Origin of the sequence: Streptomyces sp. NPDC050619 (genome assembly GCF_040654815.1) — a bacterium.
Classification (GTDB): Bacteria; Actinomycetota; Actinomycetes; order Streptomycetales; family Streptomycetaceae; genus Streptomyces.
The window spans coordinates 585,150-609,838 of the sequence record NZ_JBFAIR010000002.1; the positions used below are offsets into that span (position 1 = coordinate 585,150).

At 71.7% G+C, this 24,689-nt stretch carries 19 protein-coding genes and 2 pseudogenes; 11 read left to right on the forward strand and 10 right to left on the reverse strand.

Annotated elements, in window-relative coordinates; translation table 11 throughout:
- Window positions 1–710: 710 nt before the first annotated feature.
- On the forward strand, window positions 711–2,057 hold the full coding sequence (locus tag AB0I77_RS05695) for a protein phosphatase 2C domain-containing protein (protein WP_363281151.1): 1,347 nt from the start codon (window positions 711–713) through the stop codon (window positions 2,055–2,057).
- Between the two features lie 18 nt (window positions 2,058–2,075).
- Here AB0I77_RS05695 and AB0I77_RS05700 read toward each other — a convergent pair whose 3' ends face one another.
- Complete coding sequence (locus AB0I77_RS05700; protein WP_363281060.1) at window positions 2,076–3,473, reverse strand: helix-turn-helix transcriptional regulator; 1,398 nt, start codon at window positions 3,471–3,473, stop codon at window positions 2,076–2,078.
- Window positions 3,474–3,713: 240 nt separating this feature from the next.
- On the opposite strand from AB0I77_RS05700, the gene AB0I77_RS05705 reads away from it, so the two are divergent.
- Window positions 3,714–4,334, forward strand: a complete 621-nt coding sequence (locus tag AB0I77_RS05705; RefSeq protein ID WP_363281061.1) for a hypothetical protein — start codon at window positions 3,714–3,716, stop codon at window positions 4,332–4,334.
- Window positions 4,335–4,628: 294 nt separating this feature from the next.
- The gene (locus AB0I77_RS05710) at window positions 4,629–5,087 is read left to right on the forward strand and encodes an ATP-binding protein (RefSeq protein WP_363281062.1); all 459 of its coding nucleotides are present in this window, start codon (window positions 4,629–4,631) and stop codon (window positions 5,085–5,087) included.
- A gap of 67 nt (window positions 5,088–5,154) precedes the next feature.
- On the opposite strand, the gene AB0I77_RS05715 is transcribed toward AB0I77_RS05710, so the two are convergent.
- Entirely contained in the window at window positions 5,155–6,210 is a 1,056-nt protein-coding gene (locus AB0I77_RS05715; RefSeq protein WP_363281063.1) for a DUF2637 domain-containing protein, read from the reverse strand.
- Between the two features lie 320 nt (window positions 6,211–6,530).
- Window positions 6,531–7,382, reverse strand: a complete 852-nt coding sequence (locus AB0I77_RS05720) for a (2Fe-2S)-binding protein (protein ID WP_363281064.1) — start codon at window positions 7,380–7,382, stop codon at window positions 6,531–6,533.
- A gap of 154 nt (window positions 7,383–7,536) precedes the next feature.
- Here AB0I77_RS05720 and AB0I77_RS05725 point away from each other — a divergent pair, with 154 nt between their 5' ends.
- Window positions 7,537–8,340, forward strand: coding sequence for a GntR family transcriptional regulator (locus AB0I77_RS05725; protein ID WP_363281066.1), 804 nt, complete (start codon window positions 7,537–7,539; stop codon window positions 8,338–8,340).
- Window positions 8,341–8,678: 338 nt separating this feature from the next.
- On the opposite strand, the gene AB0I77_RS05730 is transcribed toward AB0I77_RS05725, so the two are convergent.
- Window positions 8,679–9,452 (reverse strand): hypothetical protein, encoded by a 774-nt coding sequence (locus AB0I77_RS05730; RefSeq protein ID WP_363281067.1) that lies wholly within the window; start codon window positions 9,450–9,452, stop codon window positions 8,679–8,681.
- A 126-nt stretch (window positions 9,453–9,578) separates the two neighbouring features.
- Window positions 9,579–11,243 carry a PucR family transcriptional regulator ligand-binding domain-containing protein gene (locus AB0I77_RS05735; protein ID WP_363281069.1) on the reverse strand — a complete coding sequence of 555 codons (1,665 nt, stop codon included), beginning with the start codon at window positions 11,241–11,243 and terminating at the stop codon, window positions 9,579–9,581.
- Between the two features lie 259 nt (window positions 11,244–11,502).
- Between AB0I77_RS05735 and AB0I77_RS05740 the strand changes: the two genes are divergently transcribed.
- The 5 genes from AB0I77_RS05740 to AB0I77_RS05760 all read left to right on the forward strand — a co-directional run bounded on the left by AB0I77_RS05740 (window position 11,503) and on the right by AB0I77_RS05760 (window position 18,167).
- Window positions 11,503–12,390 (forward strand): xanthine dehydrogenase family protein subunit M, encoded by an 888-nt coding sequence (locus tag AB0I77_RS05740; RefSeq protein ID WP_363281070.1) that lies wholly within the window; start codon window positions 11,503–11,505, stop codon window positions 12,388–12,390.
- Entirely contained in the window at window positions 12,390–12,962 is a 573-nt protein-coding gene (locus tag AB0I77_RS05745) for a (2Fe-2S)-binding protein (RefSeq protein WP_363281071.1), read from the forward strand. Before AB0I77_RS05740 ends, AB0I77_RS05745 begins: the two co-directional genes overlap by 1 nt.
- 2 nt (window positions 12,963–12,964) lie before the next feature.
- Window positions 12,965–15,358, forward strand: coding sequence for a molybdopterin cofactor-binding domain-containing protein (locus tag AB0I77_RS05750; RefSeq protein ID WP_363281072.1), 2,394 nt, complete (start codon window positions 12,965–12,967; stop codon window positions 15,356–15,358).
- A 104-nt stretch (window positions 15,359–15,462) separates the two neighbouring features.
- The gene (locus AB0I77_RS05755) at window positions 15,463–16,920 is read left to right on the forward strand and encodes an NCS2 family permease (RefSeq protein WP_363281073.1); all 1,458 of its coding nucleotides are present in this window, start codon (window positions 15,463–15,465) and stop codon (window positions 16,918–16,920) included.
- Between the two features lie 47 nt (window positions 16,921–16,967).
- Complete coding sequence (locus tag AB0I77_RS05760) at window positions 16,968–18,167, forward strand: XdhC/CoxI family protein (protein WP_363281074.1); 1,200 nt, start codon at window positions 16,968–16,970, stop codon at window positions 18,165–18,167.
- On the opposite strand, the gene AB0I77_RS05765 is transcribed toward AB0I77_RS05760, so the two are convergent.
- Window positions 18,119–19,504: a lanthionine synthetase LanC family protein gene (locus tag AB0I77_RS05765; RefSeq protein WP_363281075.1), complete on the reverse strand. Its 1,386-nt coding sequence runs from the start codon at window positions 19,502–19,504 to the stop codon at window positions 18,119–18,121. The genes AB0I77_RS05760 and AB0I77_RS05765 overlap by 49 nt on opposite strands.
- An 80-nt stretch (window positions 19,505–19,584) precedes the next feature.
- Complete coding sequence (locus AB0I77_RS05770; RefSeq protein ID WP_363281076.1) at window positions 19,585–20,025, reverse strand: SRPBCC family protein; 441 nt, start codon at window positions 20,023–20,025, stop codon at window positions 19,585–19,587.
- A 221-nt stretch (window positions 20,026–20,246) separates the two neighbouring features.
- Between AB0I77_RS05770 and AB0I77_RS05775 the strand changes: the two genes are divergently transcribed.
- On the forward strand, window positions 20,247–21,251 hold the full coding sequence (locus AB0I77_RS05775; protein ID WP_363281077.1) for a glycosyltransferase: 1,005 nt from the start codon (window positions 20,247–20,249) through the stop codon (window positions 21,249–21,251).
- Between the two features lie 237 nt (window positions 21,252–21,488).
- Here AB0I77_RS05775 and AB0I77_RS05780 read toward each other — a convergent pair whose 3' ends face one another.
- Window positions 21,489–22,958, reverse strand: a complete 1,470-nt coding sequence (locus AB0I77_RS05780; protein WP_363281078.1) for a family 43 glycosylhydrolase — start codon at window positions 22,956–22,958, stop codon at window positions 21,489–21,491.
- A gap of 359 nt (window positions 22,959–23,317) precedes the next feature.
- On the opposite strand from AB0I77_RS05780, the pseudogene AB0I77_RS05785 reads away from it, so the two are divergent.
- Window positions 23,318–23,422 (forward strand): annotated as a pseudogene (locus tag AB0I77_RS05785) (LysR family transcriptional regulator); the annotation flags it as partial.
- 3 nt (window positions 23,423–23,425) lie between these two features.
- On the opposite strand, the pseudogene AB0I77_RS05790 reads toward AB0I77_RS05785, so the two are convergent.
- A pseudogene (locus tag AB0I77_RS05790) lies at window positions 23,426–23,611 on the reverse strand (fatty-acyl-CoA synthase); the annotation flags it as partial.
- A 191-nt stretch (window positions 23,612–23,802) separates the two neighbouring features.
- Entirely contained in the window at window positions 23,803–24,510 is a 708-nt protein-coding gene (locus tag AB0I77_RS05795) for a TetR/AcrR family transcriptional regulator (protein WP_363281079.1), read from the reverse strand.
- Window positions 24,511–24,689: the final 179 nt, after the last annotated feature.

The following is a 24,689-nucleotide window of genomic DNA, read 5'->3' on the forward strand; positions in this document are numbered from 1 at the left end:
CCGGGGCGTTGCGGGCCGGTGGTGTGGAGGGTGGGGTTTCTGGGTCGCGCCCCGGTTTCGGCGATTCGGCGGAGGCGGGGGCGTTGCGAGCGGGTGGTGTGGAGGGTGGGGTTCCTGGGCCGCGTCCGGGTCTTGTTGGTCCGGTGGAGGACGGGGCGTTGCGGGCCGGTGGTGTGGAGGGTGGGGTTTCTGGGTCGCGCCCCGGTTTCGGCGATTCGGCGGAGGCGGGGGCGTTGCGAGCGGGTGCCGTGGAGGGTGAGGTTCCTGGGCCGCGCCCCGGTCTCGGCGACATCGCGGAGGCCGGAGCGTCGCGAGGCGGTGGCGTCGAGGCGGTGGGCGCCTCGCGTCGGCCGGAGCCAGGACGGCAGCGTGCCCCCTGGGAGCCGCCGCCCGACCTGCCCCCGCCCCCGGCGACCTTCCCGCCCGGGCCGAAGCCGCCGGGATTCGCCGAGCGGACGCCCTTGGACCGTACGGTCCCAACGACTGGCGGTCGCACCTCCACGGAGACACCAGCCACGACGACCTTCCCCGCCTCGCGCAAGCCACCAGACGCAGACGCGCTTCCGCCCCCTCCGCCCCCGTTCGCACCGCTGCCGCCACCTCGGGAAGACACCGAGGCGGCCCTCGACTCAGCCTCGGCAGACGCACGGGGCGCCGACGTCGAGCCCGAGCGCGACGGACTCGCACTGCGAGGCCCCGCCGCGGGAGGCATCACCGATGCCCCGCCCCCGAACGATGCCGGCCCCGCCCCCCGACCGGACCGCGCCGGAGACACCGCCGACGCGGCGAAGCCCACGCGCCCCGCTGGCCTTGCGCCGCAACGCGCCCCCTGGGAACCACCCCCAGCCAACCCCCGGCCCACCACGGACCCCCGGCCCACCACGGACCCCCGGCCCACCACGGACCCCTGGCCCACCACGGACCCCTGGCCCACCACGGACCCCCTCCCTGCTCAGGACACCCCCCGGCCCCCCTCCACCCCCAACGTCACCGATCCCCCGCCCCTCCCGACGCGCACCGTAACCGGCCCCGCCTGCGTCGCCCCGCCCGATGCACCTCCCCGCCCCGCCATGGGCCCCGTTCTCCCGCCCGAGCCCGTCGACCACGTCGGATCCGGGCCGCCCACCTATGAAGCCGAACCCACCGCGCTGCCCCCGGCCGACCCGGACGAGCTCGACGATCTGGTCGCGGACACCGTGCTCGACGGGGCCCGGTACGGGTGCTGCACGCTGCGGGCGGCTTCCATGCGCGGGGACTCCGCGCGGTTCCGGGGGGAGCCGCGGCGGGACTCGCTGCTCACCGCCCGCTTCGGGGTCGGCGAGCACGCGCTGGTGCTTGTGGCGATGGCGACCGGTGCCCGCGCCACGCCAGGGGCGCACCGTGCGGCCGCCGAGGCCTGTCACTGGATCGGCCGGGCCGTGGGCCGCAGCCACGCACGGCTCGCCGAGGACATCAGGGCCGGCCGCCGCGGGGACCTCAAGTCCGGCCTGCACCGCCTCACCGACCGCAGCCTCGGCAAACTCCGCGCCAGCGCAACCGAACAGGGCGTCGACCCGGAGGAGTACGCCGCCACCCTGCGCTGCCTCCTCCTCCCCGCCGACCCCGAGTGCCGTACGCGCGTCTTCTTCGGCGTCGGCGCGGGTGGACTGTTCCGGCTGCGCGACGGCGAGTGGCAGGACATCGAGCCGCGCGCCGTCGACTCCCCCGGCGAGCCGGTCGTCGGCTTCGGCGCACTGCCGTCCGAGACGCCCGAGGGCGACCGGCTCACCATGGACCTGGGCATCCCGACCCCACCCAGCCCGTACGAGCCCGCCCTCGAGCCGCCCCGCGAACCCTTCCGTTTCCGCGCCTCCGTCGCCCGGCCGGGCGACACGCTCCTGATGTGCACCGGAGGCCTGGCCGAACCGCTGCGCGGCGAACCCGAACTCTGTCAGTACCTGACCGGCCGTTGGTCCGGCCCCACCGCGCCCGGCCTCGCCGCGTTCCTCGCCGACACGCAGGTCCGGGTCAAGGGATACGCGGACGACCGTACGGCTGCCGCCATTTGGGAGGCGTGACGGCCGCCGCCGCGGGCCTCAGACGTACGGCGCCCACTGGCGCGCGGAGGTGTCGTACCCGTACCGGGGCAGTCCCTTGATGCTGCTGGTGCGGAACGGGCTGCCCTGGTCGTCGATGCGGATCGTGCCGGTGCGGCCCTGGGAGGACCAGTCCAGTTCCAGGTACCAACCGCAGTCGCAGGTCTCGGTCCGGGCGGTGACCAGCAGCACCTCCGGGTCCTCGGCGGAGACGCGGTAGGGCATCTGCACGGCCGGGATGGGTCCCTCGCTGTCACCGCCGGGGAGCGAGCGGGCGATGGGCCGGTCGGCATCCAGATTGACGGAGAAGTAGCGGGGCGTGAGCGCTCCGCCACAGCCCTGGTCCATGGCGTAGGCACTGCCCTGGGCCGGGGCGGCGCGCGCGACGACGCGGACCCGCAGCGCCTCCAGGACGACGGCCGTGGAGTTCCGCCCCTGCACCGAGATCTGCACATTGGTCTCGCGGCCGTGCAGGGCGCTCTGCGTCGCCGCCCACGGTGCGGCGTCCTGCGCGGTCGGGGGCGGCGGGACCTGGGCCGGCGGCTTGTCGATGACGTAGTCGTGGCCACAGCCCTGCGCCCAGACCTGGGAGTTGACGGTCCAGGTGAGGGGAGTGGTGGCAGTGCCGGCCGGGTTCTGCTTGCCTGCTCCTGACGGGCTGCTGCCTTTTCCGGCGGGCGTCTTGGACGGCTCGGTCGTGGTACCTCGCGTCGGCGACGAGGCCGAGGGGGACGGGGAGGCGGAACGGGTGCCGGGGGAGGAGCTCGCGGGTGTGCCCGAAGGGCGGTGCGGTGTGCCCGGGGCCGTCGTACCGGACGGGCCGCCCGGGAATCGCGCGGTGTCGTCCCCCGAAGGGCGGTCGGACGGCAGGGCCGAAAGGCTCCCCAGGGTGGCGAGGAGCGCCGCCGCGACGGCCGCGGTCACCATGACACGTCGGCGGCGGAACCAGGGGCGGAGCGCGAGAGCGGGAGCGGGAGTGGGAGTGGGAGGAGGAGAAGGAGCGGGAGCGGGTGCCGAGTTCGCCTCGCCACCAGTCGGCTCGTCGTCCCCGGCCGGTTCGACTTCCGTATCCGTAGCCGAACTTGATTCGCTGTCCGTGCCCGCATCCTCGGGTACGCCCCCGGGACCCGCCGTACGCGGACGCTGCCGGGCCGCCACCGCCAGGAGCCATAACCGGTGCAGTTCCAGTCGCTCCCGCGCCGACGCCCCGCACAGCGCGGCGAACCGCTCCACGGGCGCGAAGTCCAGGGGGACCGCCTCACCCGCGCAGTAGCGGTGCAGCGTGGAGGTGTTCATGTTCAGGCGGCGGGCCAGCGAACCGTAGCTGCGGTCCGTCCGCTCCTTGAGCCGTCGCAGCTGGGCCGCGAACTCCTCGACGTCGTCGTCCTGTGCCGTCACCGTTTCCCCCGCATCTCCCGGATCCGTATCCCAGGCACCCCATATACCTGCACGTCAGACGGGCTGGGATGGTTCCACCGTGGTGGATCCCGCGTCCCGTGTTGCGCCCGCCCGCTGTGACCGCTGATGCTCTTGGTGTCGCACCGAGCAGGACCGGACCGACCATCCGGCGCCGTGGCGGCAATCCGTGCACAAGCACTCAACTTCCGCACACATGCGATCGATCCACGGGGGACAGCCATGCCCAAGCGCATCCGAGCAGGAACGCTCACCGTACTCGCCGTCACGGGCCTCACGCTCGGCGCCGTACTCGCCGCCCCGGCGAACGCCGCCACGAAGGCGCCCGGCTTCCTCTCGGCCGGGGACCTTCCGCCGCACCCCACCTCGGCCTGGACGGCCGGCTCCGTCACCGAGGGCGTACCGCAGGAGGTGGAACAGGACCGCTGCCTGGGCATGGCGCTCGGCGGCGGCCAGGACTCCTGGTACCGCGACTTCCGGACCGACCTCGACACCAGCGCCCGCCAGGTCACCGTCGTCCTGCCGGACATCCGCTCGGCCCAGGGCCGGTTCTCGCGGCTCAACCAGGACATCCAGTCCTGCCCGGCGTGGATCGAGCAGGCCGACCCGGATATCGAGGCCACGCTCAAGGATTACGGCAAGCTGCCCGTAGAGGAGGGCGCCCACCTCTACGGTCTGCACACCGAGACCTCCTGGGGCGCGACCGACATCCGCCTCCTCTCGGTCGGCCGGGACGGCCGGACCGTGACGGTCGTGGACTGGGGCCAGTTGGGCGACTTCGACGACGCGCCGGTGAGGGCCTTCAAGAAGACGACCACCCAGGCCGTGAACAACCTCCACTGACCGCACGACCACCCGAAACTGGGGCCGCCCTCCCGCACGGGGGTCGGGCGGGCGGCCCCGCTCCACAACCACCGGATTCCGGCCAGTTTCGCGAGCTGCCGGAAGTCCCGCGCGGTGGCCACGGCCCTGCCGGGTCGATGTGGGTATGGCCGAACATCTGGTCGTTGACGATTCGACATGACTGTCGCGTGTGCCACGGGGCATTGATTCCCGTGAACGTGTTCGAGCTGGAGGGGAACCGACATCGGCACGCGGGCGGGGGACATGAAGAGGCAGGCACGAGGAGGCGGTCCCATGGCAAGAGGGGCCCTCTCGGTCAAGACAGTGGTGGACGAGGACGAGGCCGACAGCGCCATGGAAGAGGCGCCGATGCCGCAGCTCAGGCGCAGACTCGGACGCGCGGACCTGGGCGCGGTGCCCGACACGCGCAGGGCGCTGCGCGAGTTGTTACGGCACTGGGGCAGGCCCGGGCGATCGGAGGTGGCGGAACTGCTGACCAGCGAACTCGTCACGAACGCGCTCGTCCACACGGACCACGACGCGGTCGTGACGGCCACCGTCGGACCCCGTGGCCTGAGGGTGGAGGTGCGGGACTTCGTGGCCCGCAGGCCCCGACTGCGCGTACCGAACGCCGACGACGGTACGCACGGGCGGGGCCTGTTCCTGGTGCAGTCCCTCGCGGACGCGTGGGGCGTGCGGGCGCACGGGGTGGGGAAGGCGGTGTGGTTCGAGCTGGACGCCGGAGTGGCGTGAACGGCGAGGAGCGCACGGGAAGGGGGCGTGACCTTGTCGGTCACGCCCCCTTCCCGTGGTGCTCGTCCTAGCCGAACTGCTGCTCGAGGTCCTTGAGCTTGCGCTCCAGGGAGTCGAGGCGCGGGAGGGCCATGGTGTCGTCCTCCGCGGTGAGATCGACGGTGAAGGGGTCAGAACCGCTGCGGACGGGCTCGAGGGAGGGCCGCTGGCGTACGGGCAGTTGCTCCGGCGTCGACGCCGATATGGCAGGCTCCGCGGAGACCCGGTCCGAGGCACGCTCCAGGCTCGCCTGCGCCGCCGGGGCCTCCAACTGCCGTCCGCGGCCGGCGAAACCGCGGTGGCCCCGGCTGATCGCCTTGAGCTGCGCGCGCTCGACCCGCTCCTTGTCGCGCCGACGCAGTCGGGCCGTCTCCTTCTGGCGCTTGTCCTCGCGGACCTCGTCGACCGCCTCGTCCAGGCTGCGCACGCCCTCCAGGAGCATCAGCGACCACGCCTTGTACGTTTCGCGGGGGGCCCGCAGCCAGCGGACCATGCGGATCTGCGGCAGCGGACGCGGCACCAGACCCTGCTCGCGCAGGGCGGCCCGGCGGGTCTGCTTCAGCGCGCGGTCGAACAGTACGGCCGCGGACATGGACATGCCCGCGAAGAACTGGGGGGCACCCGCGTGGTCGATGCCCCTGGGCGCGTGCACCCAGTTGAACCAGGCCGCCGCGCCGGCGAACGTCCATACGAGTATCCGGGAGCCGAGCGCCGCGTCACCGTGGCTGGCCTCGCGCACCGCGAGCACGGAGCAGAACATCGCGGCGCCGTCCAGGCCGAACGGCACCAGGTACTCCCAGCCGTCGGTGAGGCCGAGGTTCTGTTGACCGAAGCCGACCAGACCGTGGAAGGAGAGTGCGGCGGCGACCGCCGCACAGCAGAACAGAAGGACGTAGGAGGCGGTGCCGTATACGGCCTCCTTGCGCCTGCGGCGCTCTTCGCTGCGCTCCCACGAGTCGTCCGCGCTCGCGTCCTTCCCCGAGGAGCGCTTGCCGCGCGCGAGCACCGCCACCGCCGCCAGCATGCCCAGGAGCAGTACGGCGCCCGGAAGCAACCAGTTCAGCGATATGTCGGTCAGTCTCATCTGGGGTCCCTTGCATTGGGATAGGGCGTAACGCCCGCCATAGTGGCCCAATCCCATCGCCCCTCAGGGGGTTTCGGGGCAAGAGGCCGCCAAGGAAGTGCAAGGGGTTGCCCAGGGCGGCGTTCTGCTCGAACTGCCGCTTGAGGGGCGGGAGTTGAGTTCGAATAAGACTACCCGTACGGGTGGTTCGACGGAAAGTTCCTGCGGCCGGTGAGGAAATTGTGAATTGCCTGTAACCCGGCGGATGTCTTGAACGCGATGCTCGTGATGCTCGCGGTGATCCTACGGGACGCCGTGCCGTGGTCGTGACTGAGGGTGGCTCAACTGGCTGCGGCCGCCGTCAGCTTGGCGATCCGGTCCGCGTCGCAGGTGCGCGGGCAGGTGGCGCAGGTGTCCTCCGGGGCCAGCGTGTAGAACATGCAGCAGCTCACGCGGTCCCGGGTGGTCAGTGGCGTGCCGTTCGGTCCGGTCAGTTCGCGGAAGGCCGCGGAGCCCACGTACGGCTTGGTCGCGCCCGGCAGGAGCAGTTCCAGTTCGCGTTCGGCTCGTTTCTTCTCGCCGAGCAGGTCGGCGACGTACCAGAGCCCCTCGACGACCTCGTCGGTCACCATGCCCCACAGGGCGCGGCCGCGGCGGCGCATGCGCGGGCCGAAGCCGGCGAGGACGGGCTCCATGTGCTCGGCGACCGCGGTGCGGACCTCGGCCCGCAGGGCCTCCTCGTCGGGGACGACGCGGGCGCCGGGCAGGGTCGCCGCCGGGTCGTCCGGGAGGCAGGTGAAGGGGCCGGGGTGTACGGCGAAGGTCATGGGGCCGTGGGTGCGGTCGTAGGAGACGTGCGTCATGGGGTAGCGGGGGACGCGGCGGTGCAGGAACCAGGGGACGGTGATCAGGAGGCAGGCGGGCCAGGCGTAGCGGTGCAGGCCGAAGCTCGCGATCACGTCGGGGCGGGCGGGGCGGCCGTGGTCGCGGAGGACTTGGGCGTGGTCCCAGGCGAGGAATGTGTCCAGGGCGGGGCCGGCGGTGGCGAGTTCGGTGGCGGTTACCCAGCCGGGGGTTTGTGGGGGTTGTCGGTCGGGGGGTAGCTCGGTGACGGTCAGGCCTGGGAAGGCCTTGGTCATGTGGGCGTAGGCGGCTGCGACGGGGGAGTGGTGTGCGGGTTCCTGTGCGGGCATGGGGCCACCGATTCGCAGGCGTTTTAAGGTAAGGCTTACCTTATCGAATATCGTCGGGATTTGAACTGGTGGCTTCTGCGCTTAAGGTGCTTGACGGGCGAGTAACAACCCGCCGTAATGACCTCAAGTACCGACACGTCCGGAGGGGGACCCCTTGAAGCAGGGTGCGCGGGGCTCCGCCGAGGCAGGGGACCGCTCTCCGGTGGCTGCGGTGCGGGTGCCGGCACAGCCCAGGGCCGTGGACGTGGACCGGGAGCGGGGGATCGTGTCCGGGGCCGTTCGGGGTGAGCACACCCACAGTGAGCAGCCGCTTCCCCGGCCTCGGTCTGCCGTGCAGCGGTCCTCTGTGCGGGGGCAGATCCTCGACGCGTTGCGTACCGCGCTGGTGACGGGGGAGCTGAGGCCCGGTGAGGTGTACTCGGGGCCCGGGCTCGGCGAGCGGTTCGGGGTCTCCGCGACGCCCGTCCGGGAGGCGATGCAGCAGCTTGCGCTGGAGGGCGCGGTCGAGGTCGTTCCCAATCGTGGCTTCCGGGTGGTGGAGCGGGGGACGCGGGAGTTGGCGGAGCTGGCCGAGGTGCGTGCGCTGATCGAGGTGCCGGTGATGCTGCGGCTCGCCCGTTCGGTGCCCGCCGAGCGCTGGGCCGAGCTGTGGCCGCTCGCCGAGGCGACTGTCCGGGCCGCGGCTTCCGGTTGCCGGGCCACGTATGCGGAGTCGGACCGGGCCTTTCATCGTGCGTTGCTGGCGTTGGCGGGAAACGAGCAGTTGGTGCAGATCGCGGAGGACCTTCACCGCCGCGCGCAGTGGCCGCTCGTGGGGCGGGCCGCGGGGCGGGGGCGGGGACGGGGTGAGCTGGTCGCGGATGCGGCGGAGCATATGGCGCTGTTGGAGGCGTTGATCGCGCGGGATGTGGATGTGGTGCGGGTGTTGGTGGGGGAGCACTTCGCCGGGGCGGTCTGAGGGGGTGCCTGCGGCGGCCTGTGCGGGGTCGGTGGGGGTGCGCGTTTGCGCCTGCGGGTGCGTTGTGGGTCGGGGCCGCGTCGGGGGGTGTCCGTCCTCGGAACGTCGCGGAATCGGTCGGCTGTCAACGTGCCCGGGTTGACGCGACAACCGCTGCGGGCGGACACCCCCCGACACGTCCCCTTCGCGCCGTGGGCGGGTGCGGGCCTCGCCTCTTGGCGCCGGTCCGGGTGAGTGTCTTCAGCCCGGTCCGGCGTTTGAGGACGAGGCCCGTTCAGGGCCGATGGCGGGGGTCTGGGGGCGGAGCCCCCAGCAACCCCCGCAGCAGCACCGGGTGCCTACGCTGTCGCCGCCGGTGGAGCCAGTTGGCGGGACAGCCAGGTTGGTACGCCGCCCAGTAGGCGGAACAGTCGCCGGGCTTCCTCGCGGAGTTGGGTCGCCTCCGGTTCTGATTCCGCGTCGGCCAGGGATGCCAGCGCGGGGGCCGTGCCGACCAGGTAGCCCAACTCCTCGCGGATTCGGAGGGATTCGGTGAATCCGTGCCGGGCCTCCGCCAACTCGCCCTCGCGCAGGGCGAGTCCGGCGAGGTGGCGCCAGGTGAAGGACAGCAGGAGCAGGTCGGAGTGGGCCGTGGCGCCCGCGTGGGCGCGGCGGTAGGCCGCTCGGGCCGACTGGGGGGAGTGCGCCAGGTTCTCCGCGAGGAGACCTCGTCGGAAGTCCAGGAGGGCCCGCTGGGGAGATCCGGGAGGGATCAGGGCCGCCGCCCGGCCCAGCGCGGCCCGTGCCTCGTCGGCTCGGTCCCGTACGGCGTGCAGCGTGGCCGCGTAGGCAAGCTGCCCGCGTTCACAAGCCGCCGCGCCCCGTTCGTCGTCGCTGTGGGCCAGCGCCTCGGCCGTACGCAGCGCGTCCTCGGCCTCCTCCCAGCCCTGCTCCGTGTACAGACACCGCTCCACCAGCAGCGCCGCCCGCTGGAGCGAGGCCGCCGCGGTGACCGGTTGGAGCAGTGCGGCCGCGTCCGCCCAGCAAGCGCGTGAGCGCAGCCGCCATACCGCGGTCTGGAGTGGATCGTCACCGGCGGTCGTTCCGTTACCAGACATGGCGGTTTGCGCCACGTTGCCCTCCCCGAGCACGCCATCGAGCTTTGAGTGGTGGGCGCATCTCAGCACGAATCGACGCCCCTGGCCAAGGGGGTGGGTGAAGGATTTCACAAAGTCGTGGGATCCGGGGGTGCCGAGGTTTCAGCTCATGCGCAGTGCCAGGAAGAAGTCCAGCTTGTCTTCGAGGCGTGACAGGTCGCGGCTCGTCAACTGCTCGATCCGGCCGACGCGGTAGCGCAGCGTGTTGACGTGCAGGTGGAGACGGGTCGCGCAGCGGGTCCAGGAGCCGTCGCAGTCGAGGAACGCCTCGAGGGTGGGGATGAGTTCGGCCCGGTGGCGGCGGTCGTAGTCGCGCAGCGGGTCCAGGAGGCGGGCGGTGAACGCTCGGCGGACGTCGTCCGGGACGAAGGGGAGCAGCAGGACGTGGGAGGCCAGTTCCTGGTGACCGGCCGCGCAGACCCGGCCGGGGCGGGCCGCGGCGACCCGTCGGGCATGGCGGGCTTCTTCCAGCGCGCCGCGCAGGCCCTCCGCCGAGTGGACCGACGCGCTGACGCCGAGGGTCACGCGGCCGTCGTCGTCGAGGCCGGCCGACAGGGGGCCCCGTACGGATTCCAGGAGCAGGTCGGCGAGGATGCCTGTCTCGGGTTCTGAGGAGACCGCGGGGAGCGGGACCAGTGCGATCGCCTCGTCGCCCGTGTGCGCCACCGCGATGCGGTCGGAGGGCTCCGGGCCGGTGGCGAGCGGGTCCACCAGGATCTCCTCCAGGAGCGACTGGGCGATCGGGCCGCCATCGAGGCCGCCGTCCGCCCATTCGACGCGGGCCACGACCACCTGCCAGAGCGGGGCCGCGCCGAGGCCGGGCAGGAGCACGGGGGCCGCCACCCGGAGACGGGCCGCGATCTCCGCGGGGGCCGCGCCCGTCTGCACCAGTTCCAGGACCTCCTGGGCCAGGCGCCTGCGGACCGTGCGGGCCGCGTCCCGGCGGTCCCGTTCGACCGCGATCAGCTGGGTGACGCCCTGGAGGAGGTCCAGGCGCTCCGCGGGCCAGTCCCCGGCGTCCGCCTCCACGGCCAGCAGCCAGTCCGACAGGACCGTCTCGCGCACGTCCCGGGAGCCCTGCGGGGAGGGGCCGCCGCTGTGGATCGGGAAGAGGGAGTAGGTCGGGGAGCCGAGGGTCACGCGGTGCGGGCCGCGTCTGCCCGTGCGGACGGCCGCCAGGTGTTCGGCCGCGAGCTTCGCGCAGACGTCGGCGGGCAGGCCGGGGGCGGTGTCCTTCGGGCCCGCGATCAGGCGGCCCGCGGGGGAGAGCACCCAGGCGCGCAGGTCCAGGTCCGAGCCGAGCAGATCCAGGACCACGTCCGGGCCGCCGCCCGCGGGGCCCGAGGTCATCATCCGGCGGTGGCGGTCGACCACGGCCGCGAGGTCGCCGGCCCGCTCGCCGGAGACCTGCCGTACGACGTGCTCGGTGATCGTCGCGAAGGCCACCGACTCGTGCACCGCGAACAGGGGGAGACGGTGGCGGGCGCAGGCGATGACCAGGTCGTCGGGGACGGCTCCCAGCTCCGCCTCGCCGGCCGCCAGCGCGGCCACCTGGGCCTGCACCAGGATCCGTACGAACGGCTCGGAGTCCGCGGCGTTCCGGCGCCAGGCCAGACCCGTGAGCACCAGTTCCCCGCCCGAGAGGTAGCGGCTGGGGTCCCGGAGATCGGTGGTCATCACACCCCGTACGCCGCGATCCAGCTCGTCCTCGCCGCCGAGCAGCCGCAGGCCCAGCGCGTCGGTGTCCAGCAGTGCGCGCAGCCGCATTCTCGTCGCCGCCGTTTCTTTTCTTTGTCTTGGAATCCGAAGCTGTTGGTGGTGTCGGCTGTGATCCTGGTCACGCGGGGTGTGTCTCGCGTTTCCGGACGAAAACGAGGACGTAACGGATGGCCTCCGTTTCATACGAATCTACAAGATGATGGTCCTGGCCAGCCAACTCCTTCATGGTTTCCGTGACTGACCCGGTCGGCGCACGGCGCGGTGTACTGATTCCAACCGCATGGACATACGAAGAAGAGAGCCGGTCATGGACTTCCTTCGCCCCGCCAGCTGGGAGGAGGCGCTCGCCGCGAAGGCGGAGCACCCCACCGCTGTGCCGATTGCGGGTGGCACCGATGTGATGGTCGAGATCAACTTCGACCATCGCCGGCCCGAGTACCTCCTCGACCTCAACCGCGTCGGCGACCTCGAGGAGTGGGAGGTCGGCGAGGGCAGTGTGCGGCTCGGGGCCTCGGTCCCCTACACGAAGATCATGGAGAACCTGCGCGGCGAACTGCCGGGTCTCGCTCTCGCCTCGCACACCGTCGCCTCACCGCAGATCCGCAACCGCGGCGGCGTCGGCGGCAACCTCGGCACCGCCTCCCCGGCCGGCGACGCCCACCCCGCCCTGCTGGCGGCGGGTGCGGAGGTCGAAGTCGAGTCGGTGCGGGGGTCCAGGCTGATTCCGATCGACGACTTCTACACCGGCGTGAAGCGCAACGCGCTGGCGTCCGATGAGCTGATTCGGGCCGTGCACATCAAGAAGGCCGACGGGCCGCAGCAGTTCTCGAAGGTCGGTACGCGGAACGCGATGGTGATCGCCGTGTGCGCCTTCGGGCTCGCGCTCCATCCCGGGACGCGGACCGTGCGTACGGGCATCGGTTCCGCGGCGCCCACGCCTGTGCGTGCCAAGGCCGCTGAGGAGTTCCTGAACGCCGCGCTCGACGAGGGCGGCTTCTGGGACAACGGGAAGATCATCACCCCGTCGGTCGCCAAGCAGTTCGCGGACCTGTGCGCCGCCGCCTGCAACCCGATCGACGACGTACGGGGCACGGCGAGCTACCGCCGCCACGCGGTCGGCGTCATGGCCCGCCGGACCCTTACCTGGACCTGGGAGTCGTATCGCGGCACCGCCGCCACGGAGGGAGTCGCGTAATGCGCGTCAATTTCACGGTCAACGGACGTCCGCAGGAAGCCGACGACGTGTGGGAGGGCGAGTCCCTGCTGTACGTGCTGCGGGAGCGGATGGGGCTGCCGGGGTCGAAGAACGCCTGTGAGCAGGGGGAGTGCGGGTCCTGCACGGTTCGGCTGGACGGAGTGCCCGTGTGTTCCTGTCTGGTGGCGGCGGGGCAGGTCGAGGGCCGTGAGGTCGTCACCGTGGAGGGGCTCGCGGACTACGCCGAGCAGCGGTCGTGCGGGACGGGCGCCCGCGGTACGTCTCTCGACGAGGCTCGGCGGTGGCAGGCGAAAGGCACCGACTCGCACACCGGCGAGGGCACCGAACTCGCCCCGATCCAGCAGGCCTTCATCGACGCCGGCGCCGTCCAGTGCGGCTTCTGCACCCCGGGTCTGCTCGTCGCCGCCGACGAGATGCTGGAGCGCAACCCGACCCCGACCGACGCGGACATCCGCGAGGCGCTGTCGGGCAACCTGTGCCGCTGCACCGGCTACGAGAAGATCATGGACGCGGTCCGCCTGGCGGCCGCCCGGCAGGGAGAGGCGGTCTGAGGATGCCCACCGACAGCGCTCCCCTCGGCACTCCCACGAAGATCACCCAGGGTTCCCGGACCAGGGGTGGCGTCGGCGAGTCCACGCTGCGTCCGGACGGCACCCTCAAGGTCACCGGCGAGTTCGCGTACGCGTCCGACATGTGGCACGAGGACATGCTCTGGGGGCAGATCCTGCGTTCGACGGTCGCTCACGCCGAGATCGTGTCCATCGACACGAGCGAGGCGCTCGCCCTGCCCGGCGTCCACGCCGTCATGACGTACGACGATCTGCCGACCGACGTGCGGAACTACGGCCTGGAGATACAGGACACCCCGGTCCTCGCCCACGGCAAGGTCCGCCACCACGGCGAGCCCGTCGCCATCGTCGCCGCCGACCATCCGGAGACCGCGCGGCGCGCCGCCGCCAAGATCAAGGTCGAGTACCGGGAACTTCCGGTCATCACCGATGAGGCCGCCGCCACCGCGCCGGACGCGATCCTGATCCACGAAGTCCGCGACGACCACTACATCGGTCATGTGCCGCATCCGAACATCCTGCACCGGCAGCCGGTCATCCGCGGCGATGTCGCGGCTGCCCGGGAGCGCGCCGACGTCGTCGTCCAGGGCGAGTACACCTTCGGCATGCAGGACCAGGCGTTCCTGGGCCCTGAGTCCGGTCTCGCGGTCCCGGCCGAGGACGGCGGCGTCGACCTCTACATCGCCACCCAGTGGCTGCACGCCGATCTCCGCCAGATCGCGCCCGTCCTGGGCCTGCGGGAGGACAAGGTCCGCATGACGCTGTCCGGCGTCGGCGGCGCCTTCGGCGGCCGTGAGGATCTGTCGATGCAGATCTACGCGTGCCTGCTGGCGCTGCGCACCAGGAAGCCGGTGAAGATCGTCTACAACCGCTTCGAGTCCTTCTTCGGCCATGTCCATCGCCACCCGGCGAAGCTGTACTACGAGCACGGGGCCACCCGCGAGGGCAGGCTGACCCACGTCAAGTGCCGCATCGTGCTCGACGGCGGTGCGTACGCGTCCTCGTCCCCGGCGGTCGTGGGCAACGCCGCGTCCCTGAGCGTCGGCCCGTACGTCGTCGACGACGTCGAGATCGAGGCCCTCGCCCTCTACACCAACAACCCGCCCTGCGGCGCCATGCGCGGCTTCGGCGCGGTCCAGGCGTGCTTCGCCTACGAGGCCCAGATGGACAAGCTGGCCGAACGCCTCGGCATGGACCCGGTGGAGTTCCGGCGGCTGAACGCCATGGAGCAGGGGACCGTCATGCCGACCGGGCAGCCGGTCGACTCACCGGCCCCGGTCGCCGAACTCCTGCGCCGCGTCAAGGCGATGCCGATGCCGCCGGAGCGCCAGTGGGAGAGCAGCGAGGGCGCGGACGTACGGCAGCTGCCGGGCGGGCTGTCCAACACCACGCACGGCGAAGGCGTCGTACGGGGTGTGGGCTACGCGGTCGGCATCAAGAACGTCGGCTTCTCCGAGGGGTTCGACGACTACTCGACCGCTCGCGTGCGCATGGAGGTGGTCGGCGGCGAGCCCGTCGCGACCGTGCACACCGCGATGGCGGAGGTCGGGCAGGGCGGGGTCACCGTCCACGCGCAGATCGCCCGCACCGAGCTGGGCGTCACCCAGGTGACCATCCGCCCGGCGGACACACAGGTGGGCAGCGCCGGTTCGACATCGGCCTCGCGGCAGACGTACGTCACCGGGGGCGCCGTCAAGAACTCCTGCGAGCTCGTCCGGGAGAAGGTCCTGGAGCTCGGGCGCCGCAAGTTCGGCTCCTACCACCCCGCCTGGGCCACCGCCGAACTGCTCCTGGAGGGCGGCAAGGTCGTCACCGACGGGGGTGAGGTGCTGGCCGATCTGGTGGACGTACTCGAGGACGAGGCCGTCGAGGTCGAGGCCGAGTGGCGGCACCGGCCGACCGAGCCCTTCGACCTGCGCACCGGCCAGGGCAATGGGCATGTGCAGTACAGCTTCGCGGCCCACCGTGCCGTCGTCGAGGTCGACACCGAGCTCGGCCTGGTGAAGGTGATCGAGCTGGCCTGCGCGCAGGACGTCGGCAAGGCCCTCAATCCGCTGTCCGTCCTCGGCCAGATCCAGGGCGGTACGACCCAGGGTCTGGGCGTGGCGGTCATGGAGGAGATCATCGTCGACCCGAAGACGGCGAAAGTGAGGAACCCCTCCTTCACGGACTACCTGATCCCCACCATCCTCGACACGCCGACCATCCCGGTCGACATGCTCGAACTCGCCGACGACCACGCCCCGTACGGGCTGCGCGGCGTCGGCGAGGCACCCACCCTGTCGTCGACTCCGGCCGTGCTCGCGGCGATCCGCGCCGCGACGGGGCTGGAGCTCAACAGGACACCGGTACGTCCCGAACACCTGACGGGAACCTGAGTTCTCCGGGGGTACCCATCCCCCGGATCCCCGTTGTTCGTCTCGGGCCGTCCCCCGGGTCGTGCACATCCCCCAACACCCTGTGAAACTTGGGAGACGGCACCATGACCCAGCAGTCCGTGGAGCCCAGGACCACGGCCGAAGACGCGGGCGAAGGAACCCGCGTCCCGGCCGGACGGTCCTGGCTCGATGGGTACTTCCACATATCCCGGCGAGGCAGCTCCCTCGCGCGCGAAGTGCGCGGCGGCGTCACCACCTTCATGGCGATGGCGTACATCCTCCTGCTCAACCCGCTGATCCTGTCCGGCAAGGACGCGGCGGGCAACACGCTCGGCCAACAGGCGCTGATCACCGCGACCGCGAGCGCGGCGGCCCTCACCACGCTGCTGATGGGCTTCGTCGGCAAGGTGCCCCTCGCCCTCGCCGCCGGCCTCTCCGTCTCCGGGGTGCTGTCCTCGCAGGTGGCCCCGCAGCTGACCTGGCCGCAGGCGATGGGCATGTGCGTGCTGTACGGCGTGGTCATCATGCTGCTGGTCGTCACCGGCCTGCGCGAGATGATCATGAACGCGATCCCGCTCGCGCTCAAGCACGCGATCACGATGGGCATCGGCCTGTTCATCGCCCTGATCGGCTTCTTCAAGGCCGGTTTCGTGCACCAGGGCGAGGCGACCCCGGTCAGTCTCGGCCCGGCCGGTGAACTCGCCGGCTGGCCGGTGCTGCTCTTCGCCCTGACCCTCCTCGCGATCTTCATGCTCCAGGCCCGAGGCGTCCCCGGCGCGATCCTGATCGGGATCCTGGGCGGGACCGTACTCGCCGTGCTCCTCAACGCGACTGACGTCATCGACCCGAAGCAATGGGCCAGTGGCGCTCCCGAACTGCACGGCAGCGCGGTCTCGATGCCGGACTTCTCGCTCTTCGGGGACGTCGAGTTCGGCGGCTGGGGCGAGGTCGGCGCGATGACGGTCGGCATGATCGTGTTCACGCTCGTCCTGGCCGGCTTCTTCGACGCGATGGCCACCATCATCGGCGTCGGCACCGAGGCCGGGCTCGCGGACGGCAAGGGCCGGATGCCGGGCTTGTCCAAGGCGCTGTTCATCGACGGCGCGGGCGGCGCGATCGGCGGCGTCTCGGGCGCCTCGGGCCAGACGGTGTTCGTCGAGTCGGCGACCGGTGTCGGCGAGGGCGCCCGTACCGGCCTGTCGTCCGTGGTCACCGGGCTCTTCTTCGCGGCCTGTCTGTTCTTCACCCCGCTGACGGCGATCGTGCCGGGCGAGGTCGCCGCCGCGGCGCTGGTGGTCATCGGTGCCATGATGATGATGAACGCACGGCACGTGGACTGGGCCGACCGGGCCACTGCGATCCCGGTGTTCCTGACCGTCGTGATCATGCCGTTCACGTACTCCATCACCGCGGGCGTCGCGGCCGGAGTCATCTCCTACGTCGCCATCAAGACCGCCCAGGGCAGGACCCGGGAGATCGGCGCCTTCATGTGGGGCCTGACGGTGATCTTCCTGGTCTACTTCGCCCTGAACCCGATCGAGAGTTGGCTGGGCGTCCACTGACACCCACGTCCACCGACACCCGCTCACGCACCCGTTAGGAGACCGAGATGCTGGACATCGCCGAGGAGCTGAACCGGTGGGTCGAGCAGGGACGCGACTTCGCCGTGGCCACCGTGGTGGCCGTCGGCGGCAGCGCGCCCCGAGAGCCCGGCGCGGCCCTCGCGGTCGACGCCGACGGCACGGTGATCGGCTCGGTCTCCGGCGGCTGTGTGGAGGGCGCCGTCTACGAGTTGTGCGGGCAGGTGCTGGAGGACGGGGAGCCGGTCCTGGAGCGCTTCGGCTACAGCGATGACGACGCCTTCGCCGTCGGCCTGTCCTGCGGCGGCGTCATCGACATCCTCGTGGCGCCGGTGCGGGCCGGTGACCCGGTCCGGCCGGTGGTCACGGCCGCGCTCGCCGCCGCCGCGGGCGGGCAGACGGCGGCGCTGGCCCGGATCGTGTCCGGCCCGGCGGAGCTCGTGGGCCGGGCGCTCGTGGTCCGGCCCGAGGGGGCGTACGACGGCGGGAGCGAGGGGGCGCACGACGGCGGGTACGAGGGCGGGTACGACGGAGGCTTCGGCGCCCACCCCGAACTGGACCGCACGGTCGCCGCGGAGGCCGGCGCCTTCCTGGACGCGGGCCGCACCGGCACGCTGGAGATCTCAGAGCAGGGCTCTCGTTGCGGAGCACCGCTCACCGTGCTGGTGGAGTCGTCCGTTCCGCCGCCCCGGATGATCGTCTTCGGGGCGATCGACTTCTCGTCGGCGCTGGTGCGGGTCGGCAAGTTCCTGAACTACCACGTGACGCTGTGCGACGCGCGGCCCGTCTTCGCGACGAAGGCCCGCTTCCCGGAGGCCGACGAGATCGTCGTCGAGTGGCCGCACCGGTACCTGGAGCGCACCGAGGTCGACGCCCGCACCGTGCTGTGCGTGCTCACCCACGACGCCAAGTTCGACGTACCCCTGCTGGAGCTCGCCCTGCGGCTCCCGGTGGCGTACGTCGGCGCGATGGGCTCCCGGCGCACCCACCTCGAACGCATGGAGCGGCTGCGTGAAGTGGGCGTCGCCGAGCTGGAGTTGGCGCGGCTCAGGTCCCCGATCGGGCTGGACCTCGGCGCCCGGACACCGGAGGAGACGGCCCTGTCGATCGCCGCCGAGATCGTTGCCGACCGGCGGGGCGGCAGCGGGGTCTCACTGACCGGCGCGCACACGCCGATCCATCACGACGGGACGTCGGTGCCGACGGGGCGGATCGGGTCGGTGGCCTGAACGTCGGTGGCCTGAACGGGGCTTCGGCGTACCGCCGGCTGGTCCGGCCAGGCGAAGGCGTAGTCCGGGGCGCCGCCCCGGCTCAGCCGTACGAAGCGCAGCAGTTCGCGTGCGATGCCCGCGTTGCCCATCGCCCACCCGGTGCAGGGTTCGAGGTCGCTCGGGGTGACCTTGTGCTCGACGTTCGACCAACGCGCCCCGTCGCCGTCCCGGACCGCCCGGGCGGCGATGTCCGCGACGAGGACGCAGGCGAAGTCGTGGGCGCCCCCCTTCTCGGGCATACCGTCCTTCTCGGGCATACCGTCCTGTTCGGCCATCCGGCCCTGCTCGGCCATCCGGTCGCAGGCCAGGGCCAGCACGCCCGCCGTGCCGCAGCAGCGGCCGTTGTTGTCCCAGAAGCCGGGGCGCGGCCGGCTCGGCAGGCCGGAGTGGGTCACGGTGTGCCAGCAGCGGTCGGCCAGGGCCGACCAGGCGGCCGGGGCGGCGAGCACGTCCCGGAGTTGACGGAAGACTTGGGCGTCGCCGGCCGGGCCGTGGCACCAGCCGTAGCTGTAGCGTTCGATCCGGTCGGGAAGGTGCTGCGGATCGGAGTGCGGGACCAGGAAACCGGCCGGGCCCGCCTCGTCGCGGGCCACGACGTCCGCGGCGCCGGCCAGCGCCAGGTCGACCAGGTCCGCGCGGCCCGTCGCCGCTGCGACGGAGGCCAGCGCGTACACGATGCCGAGCGTGCCGTGCGAGATGTGGTGCATGCGACCGTACCTGCCGATGCGGCCCTCCCAGCGGACGCCCGTCGGCGTCGGCTCGGTCGTGCGCAGGTAGGGCTCCACCGCGCGTACGGCCAGGTCGGCGTCGCCGGCCAGCAGCGCGCCGAGGCCGATGCCGGCGTTGCCGCCCATCAGGTCGAACTGTTCGCCCCAGCGCGTCCCGTCGAAGCGTGCCCGCACGTGCCCCAGGGCGCGGTCCGCGGCGGCGTCGGCGGCGGGGTCGCCCAGTTCGGCGTGGACGGTGCGCAGGGCGAGGGCCATGCCGGTCAGGCCGAAGTACAGGGAGCTGTCCTCCTCTTCGTCGACGGCGGCCACGAGACCGCGGGCGGCGCGCAGGGCGGTGTCGGCGTAGGTGTCGTCGCCGAAGTGCCGCCATGCCTCCAGGAGTACGGGGACGATTCCGGCCGTACCGCTGTAGAGCATGGGGTTGAGCTTGTCGTCGGACGGCCGCGTGGTCCAGGCGAGGCCGCCGTCCCCCGTGTCCCGCGCCTGCCCGAGCAGCCACCCCAAGGCGTCCACCGCCAGGGCCTCAACCTCGTCCACCGCCACGGTCGTTGCTTCCGTCTCCGTCATGGCGCTCACTCTGGCATCCGGGCGGGGGCGCGCTCGGACGGCCCCCACTCGCGGGTGCCGCGTGCGGAGGACCGCGGGTGTCAGGGTCGTCTGAGCAGGTCGTTGACCGCCCGTCCGAACACCGACCGCGCACCGGCCCGCAGTACGGGGTCGAAGAAGCCGGGCAGCAGGCGCACCCGCAGCTCCTCGCGCCAGAGCACGCGCGTACGGCCGCCCGGGCCCGACCGCACCTCGATCTCGGCCCACCCCGTGACGACCCGGCCCCGCTTTTCCAGACGGCACAGACCGGGCAGGCCGTCCGTGGGCGGGCGCCACACCGTGACCTCCATCCGGTCGTCGAAGGCGAGCGGGCCGATGCCCGAACGGGCCACGAAGACCGTGCCCGCTCCCGTCGGCGGGGACGTGACCACGGTGACGCGGGTCAGCGGGACGGTATCGCCATGGCGGGGCCACTGAGTGAGGCGGCGCCACGCCTCGTCGAGGGAGAGCGGTGCCGTACGTTCGAGGATGAAGTCGACCACGGGACGATCGTAGGGTGCGGGGCGGTGAGCAGCGCGTTCGTACAGTGGTCGACTCGCGTCCCTGTCCGAAACCGGGCGTGACCGGTGACAGAGCGGTACCCGAGTAGGACGTAGAGCGAAAATTCAGGGTATTTCGTGCCGAGTTGTCGCCAAGTGTTTGAGGCAGCCCTTACTACGGCACCCGCGAAGCTCGGAGTCCTCGTCTGCAGGAGGGCGTACGGATGAACCGGCCCGCCTACGCCGTCGTCGTGCCCACCCTCGTGCGCGACACCCTCGCCGACTGCCTCGCCGCGCTCGTCGCCGCGACCGGGCCCAAGCCGCAGGAGATCGTCCTCGTCGACGACCGGCCCGACCCCGACCCCGGCCCGCTGGAACACCCGCTCAGCGTCCTGGGCGACCTGCGCGACCGTACGACGGTGATACCGGGCTGCGGGCGCGGACCCGCCGCCGCCCGCAACACCGGTCTGCGCGTGGTCACCTCGGCCTGGGTCGCCTTCCTCGACGACGACGTCCAGGTGGGCCCGCACTGGTGCGAACAGCTGGTGCAGGACCTGGCCGACACGACCCCCGACACCGCGGGCATCCAGGGCGTGATCGCCGTACCGCTGCCCGGCGAGCGCCGTCCCACCGACTGGGAACGCGACACGGCCGCACTCGCGCAGGCCCGCTGGATCACCGCCGACATGGCCTACCGCACCGACGCCCTCAAACAGGTCGGCGGCTTCGACGAACGCTTCCGGCGTGCCTTCCGCGAGGACGCCGACCTCGCCCTGCGCGTCCTCGACGCCGGCTGGCGTATCCGGCAGGGCCGCCGCACCACCCGCCACCCCGTGCGCCCCGCCTCCCGCTGGGTGTCCCTGCGCGCCCAGCGCGGCAACGCCGACGACGCCCTCATGCGGTATCTGCACGGCCCCGACTGGTGGCACAAGGCGGTGGCACCGCGCGGCCGGCTGCGCCGCCACCTCGCGATCACCGCGGCCGGCACCGCCGCCTGCGCCCTCGCGGTCGCCGGACGCCGCCGGGCCGCCGCGGCCTGCGCGCTCGGCTGGGCCGTCGGCACCGGCGAGTTCGCCTGGACGCGGATCGCCCCCGGGCCGCGCACCCGGTACGAGGTGACCACCATGCTCGTGACCAGCGCGCTCATCCCGCCCACGGCTACCTGGCACTGGCTCAGCGGCCTGTGGCGGTACCGTGACGCCCCCGCTTGGCGGGAGGTCGCGCTGTGAGCTGTGTGTCAGGGCCGTGCCGGCCGGGGTTCTGCCGGGCTGCCCGTTCCCAGCCGATGAGGCTGGACAGCAGCAGGGCGAGCCCGAGTTCGGCCAGCTGATGCAGCTCCTGCCCGTTGCTCATGTCCCACAGGGGAACCGCGTACGTCAGCATGGCCGGCCTTCCGTGCCGTCACTTCTCCCGCTGCCCCTGCCCGTACCCGTTCCGGGCCGGCTCAGAGGCTGGGGTGTCGCGCGTCACTGGCCGTAGAACGTGGCGTCCGCCCGGTCGGTGGCCGTGCTCAGGGCTTGGACGTACAGCAGATTGCCGTAGTGGCGGATGTAGCGGCCGGGATAGTTGTACGACTCGTAGGAGACGCCTGCCGAGTCCGACAGCCCGGCGCGCTGGGAGAAGCTCGCGTCGGAGGCGAACTGGGCCGTGCCGTCGTTCTTCTCCACCCAGACCTCGAAGTTGTCGTGCCGCAGGTAGTAGCCGGGGAAGTTCGCCGACTCCAGGGACACGGCTCCGCTGCCGGTCAGGCCGGGGACCACCCGGAACTGCGAGTCCGCGAGCGGGGAGACGTTCGTGTCGGTCCGGGCGCGGAAGTCGTAGTGGCGGACGAAGCGGTCCGGGAAGTTGTACGACGACAGGCGCTGCGGGGTGACCCCGTCGGCCACCGGGATGCCGAAGTCGGGCGTGCCGTCGGCCTTCCAGTACAGCTTCTGGACGCGCGTGCGGCGGTTGGGGTCGTTGAGCGGATCGCCGCTGATGTCCTTGTAGTCGCGGTCGTGGTAGACGAGGACGTCGCTCTTGCCGTCCTCGGAGACGGTGAAGGAGTTGTGGCCCGGACCGTACTGGCCGGTGGCCGCGTTGCTGGTGAAGACCGGCGTCGGAGTCTTCGTCCAGGAAGCCGGGTTGAGCAGGTCGGCGCCCGCGGAGGCGGACAGCAGCCCCAGGCAGTAGTTGCTGTCGGTGGCGCTGGCGGAGTACGACATGAAGACCTTGCCGCCGTGCTGGATGACCGCCGGGCCCTCGTTCACCTTGTAACCGACCGTCTCCCAGGCGTAGGTGGGTCGGGACAGCCGGACCGGAGTGCCGGTGATGGCCCAGGGGCTGGACATCTTCGCAAGGTAGATGTCGGTGTTGTTGTCGACCGACGGGTCGCGCTGCGCCCAGGACAGATAGCGCACGCCGTTCACGACGAAGGTGGTGGCGTCCAGGGAGAAGCTCTCCCACCGGGTCTTGATCTGCCCCTTCTCGCTCCAGGCGGCGGTGAGCGGGTTGGCGCCGGTGCCCTCCAGGACGTACATCCGGATCGCCCACACGTCACTGGTGGAGCCGGCGGCGAAGTACACGTACCACTTGCCGTCGATGTAGTGGATCTCCGGCGCCCAGATGTGGGCGCCCATCACGCCACTGGCGTGCTTGGTCCAGATCGTCGTCTCGGGCGCCGTCCTGAGGCCCTGGATGGTGGTCGCCCGGCGCAGCACTATGCGGTCGTACTCGGGCACGGTCGCGGTGAAGTAGTAGTAGCCGTCGGTGTGTTTGAAGATGTGCGGGTCCGCCCGCTTCTCCGCGATCGGGTTGGTGTAGGTCACGGCGGGGGAGGCGGGCACCGCGGCCTGGGCGGTGGTGCCGGGGCCGGTCAGGCAGGCCGCCAGGGCGACCAGGACGGCCAGGAGGAGCCGTCCGGCGTTGCGTCTCACACCGACGAGCAGTCCACGCATAGGAGACCATCCTGTTCGTAATGTCGAACGCAGTTCGTGAATTCGATCAGAAGATAGGTGGGAGCCATGTTCGGGTCAACAGTTTCGTCACCTGTGCTTTACACGGGCGACGCTCAGCGTGTTCGCGGCGACGAACAACCCGAAGGCCTGCGCAACGTGAAGAGGTCCGCGAGGTACGGCACCGCCGAGGAGGGCACGCCCGCCGCGACCGCGTATCCGACGGCCTCCGCGCCCGGCGGCTGCCGCAGCACGAGGACGACACCCACCGGCAGGAGCATCAGGGCGGACAGCCCGGCCGCCGCCGCGATCAGCGCACAGCGCAGGCCCACGCGGCGGCGCGTGGCGGCCAGAGCGACGGTGTCGACGACTGGCTCACCGAGACCTCCACGGGCCGCGGCGTCGGCGTGACCGCCGAGTCCACCGCCCACCAGTACCCGCGTCCCGGCCTCGTCTACCGGCAGGTGCTGGAGCCCCACCACGGCGGCCTCCAGGACGGCGGGGTGCTCGTACAGGACCCGTTCCCCCTCGGGGGTGGCGATGTTCTCTCCGCCCGAGGCGATCATGTCCTTCTTGCGGTCGTCGATGTAGAGGAAGCCGTCCTCGTCGACGTGCCCGATGTCCCCGGTGTGGAGCCAGCCGCCTCGCAGGGCGGCGGGCTGCGCCAGTTCCTGTCCGTCCTCGAAAAGGGCCGGATCAGCGTCGCCGCCCTTGGCCTGTCGCTGGCCAAGGCGGCACTCGCGCTGGCGTCAAACACGCCACGGGGCGGCACCAGTTCGGCCGCCCGCTGTCCGACTTCCAGGCGATCGCGCACAAGATCGCCGACATGGGTCCTCCGTCAGCCGTGTCAGCTCGCCAGCGAGGCAGGCTCCCAGACCGCCTCGGGGTCGAGCGGCAGGTCGGTCCGGTCGTGCTTGAACCGCGCGGCCTGCGCCTCGACGTCCGGCAGGGCCGTGACGCGGGCCGCGAGCCCGCGGAACAGGGTCGAGCAGTACTCCCGCGACAGGTCCGCGGCGTCCCAGCGGCCGTCCGGCTTGACCCACTGGTAGGTGTGGTTGTGCAGATTGAGGAACTGCAGGGTGGCCAGGCGCGGTTCGACCGCGCGGAAGGTCCCGTCCTCGATGGCCTCCGTGAGCAGACCCATGACCAGGTGCTCGAAGTCGGAGCGCTGGCGCAGCAGGGTCTGGAGATAGTCGCCGGTGAGGCTGCGGTAGTCGTGCTCGTAGACCCAGATGTGGTCGAGCCTGCGGTAGATGATCGTCAGCAGCGACTCCGACAGCAGGCGCAGCCTGACCAGCGGCTCCTCGTCGAGGGCCGCGATCTGCCGGGCGCGGGCGAGCAGGGGCCCCATCACCCGCGACTGGATCTCGATGAGCAGGTTTTCCTTGGAGCCGATGTAGTAGTACAGCGCGCCCTTGGCGAGCCCGACCGCGCGGCCCAGATCGTTGATGGACGTCGCCGCGTAGCCCTGGCGGGCGAACAGCGAGGCCGCCGTATCGATGATCTTCTGGCGCCTGACCTCGAAATCCGGCCCGTGGCCCGGTGGTCGTGGCATGGCTTCTCTCCCCGCTGACGGTCAACCCAGTTTGCTAGACCAAACGGTGCATTAAAAGACGGGCGCGGACGGCGTGCCGCTCGCGCGAGCGTAGCGGGGACTGCTCATGACTCAGGCGCCGTCCTGGCCAAGGGCCGGGCGCCAACGGCATCGCCGGGCTGCCGATCGCCGCCGGGGGC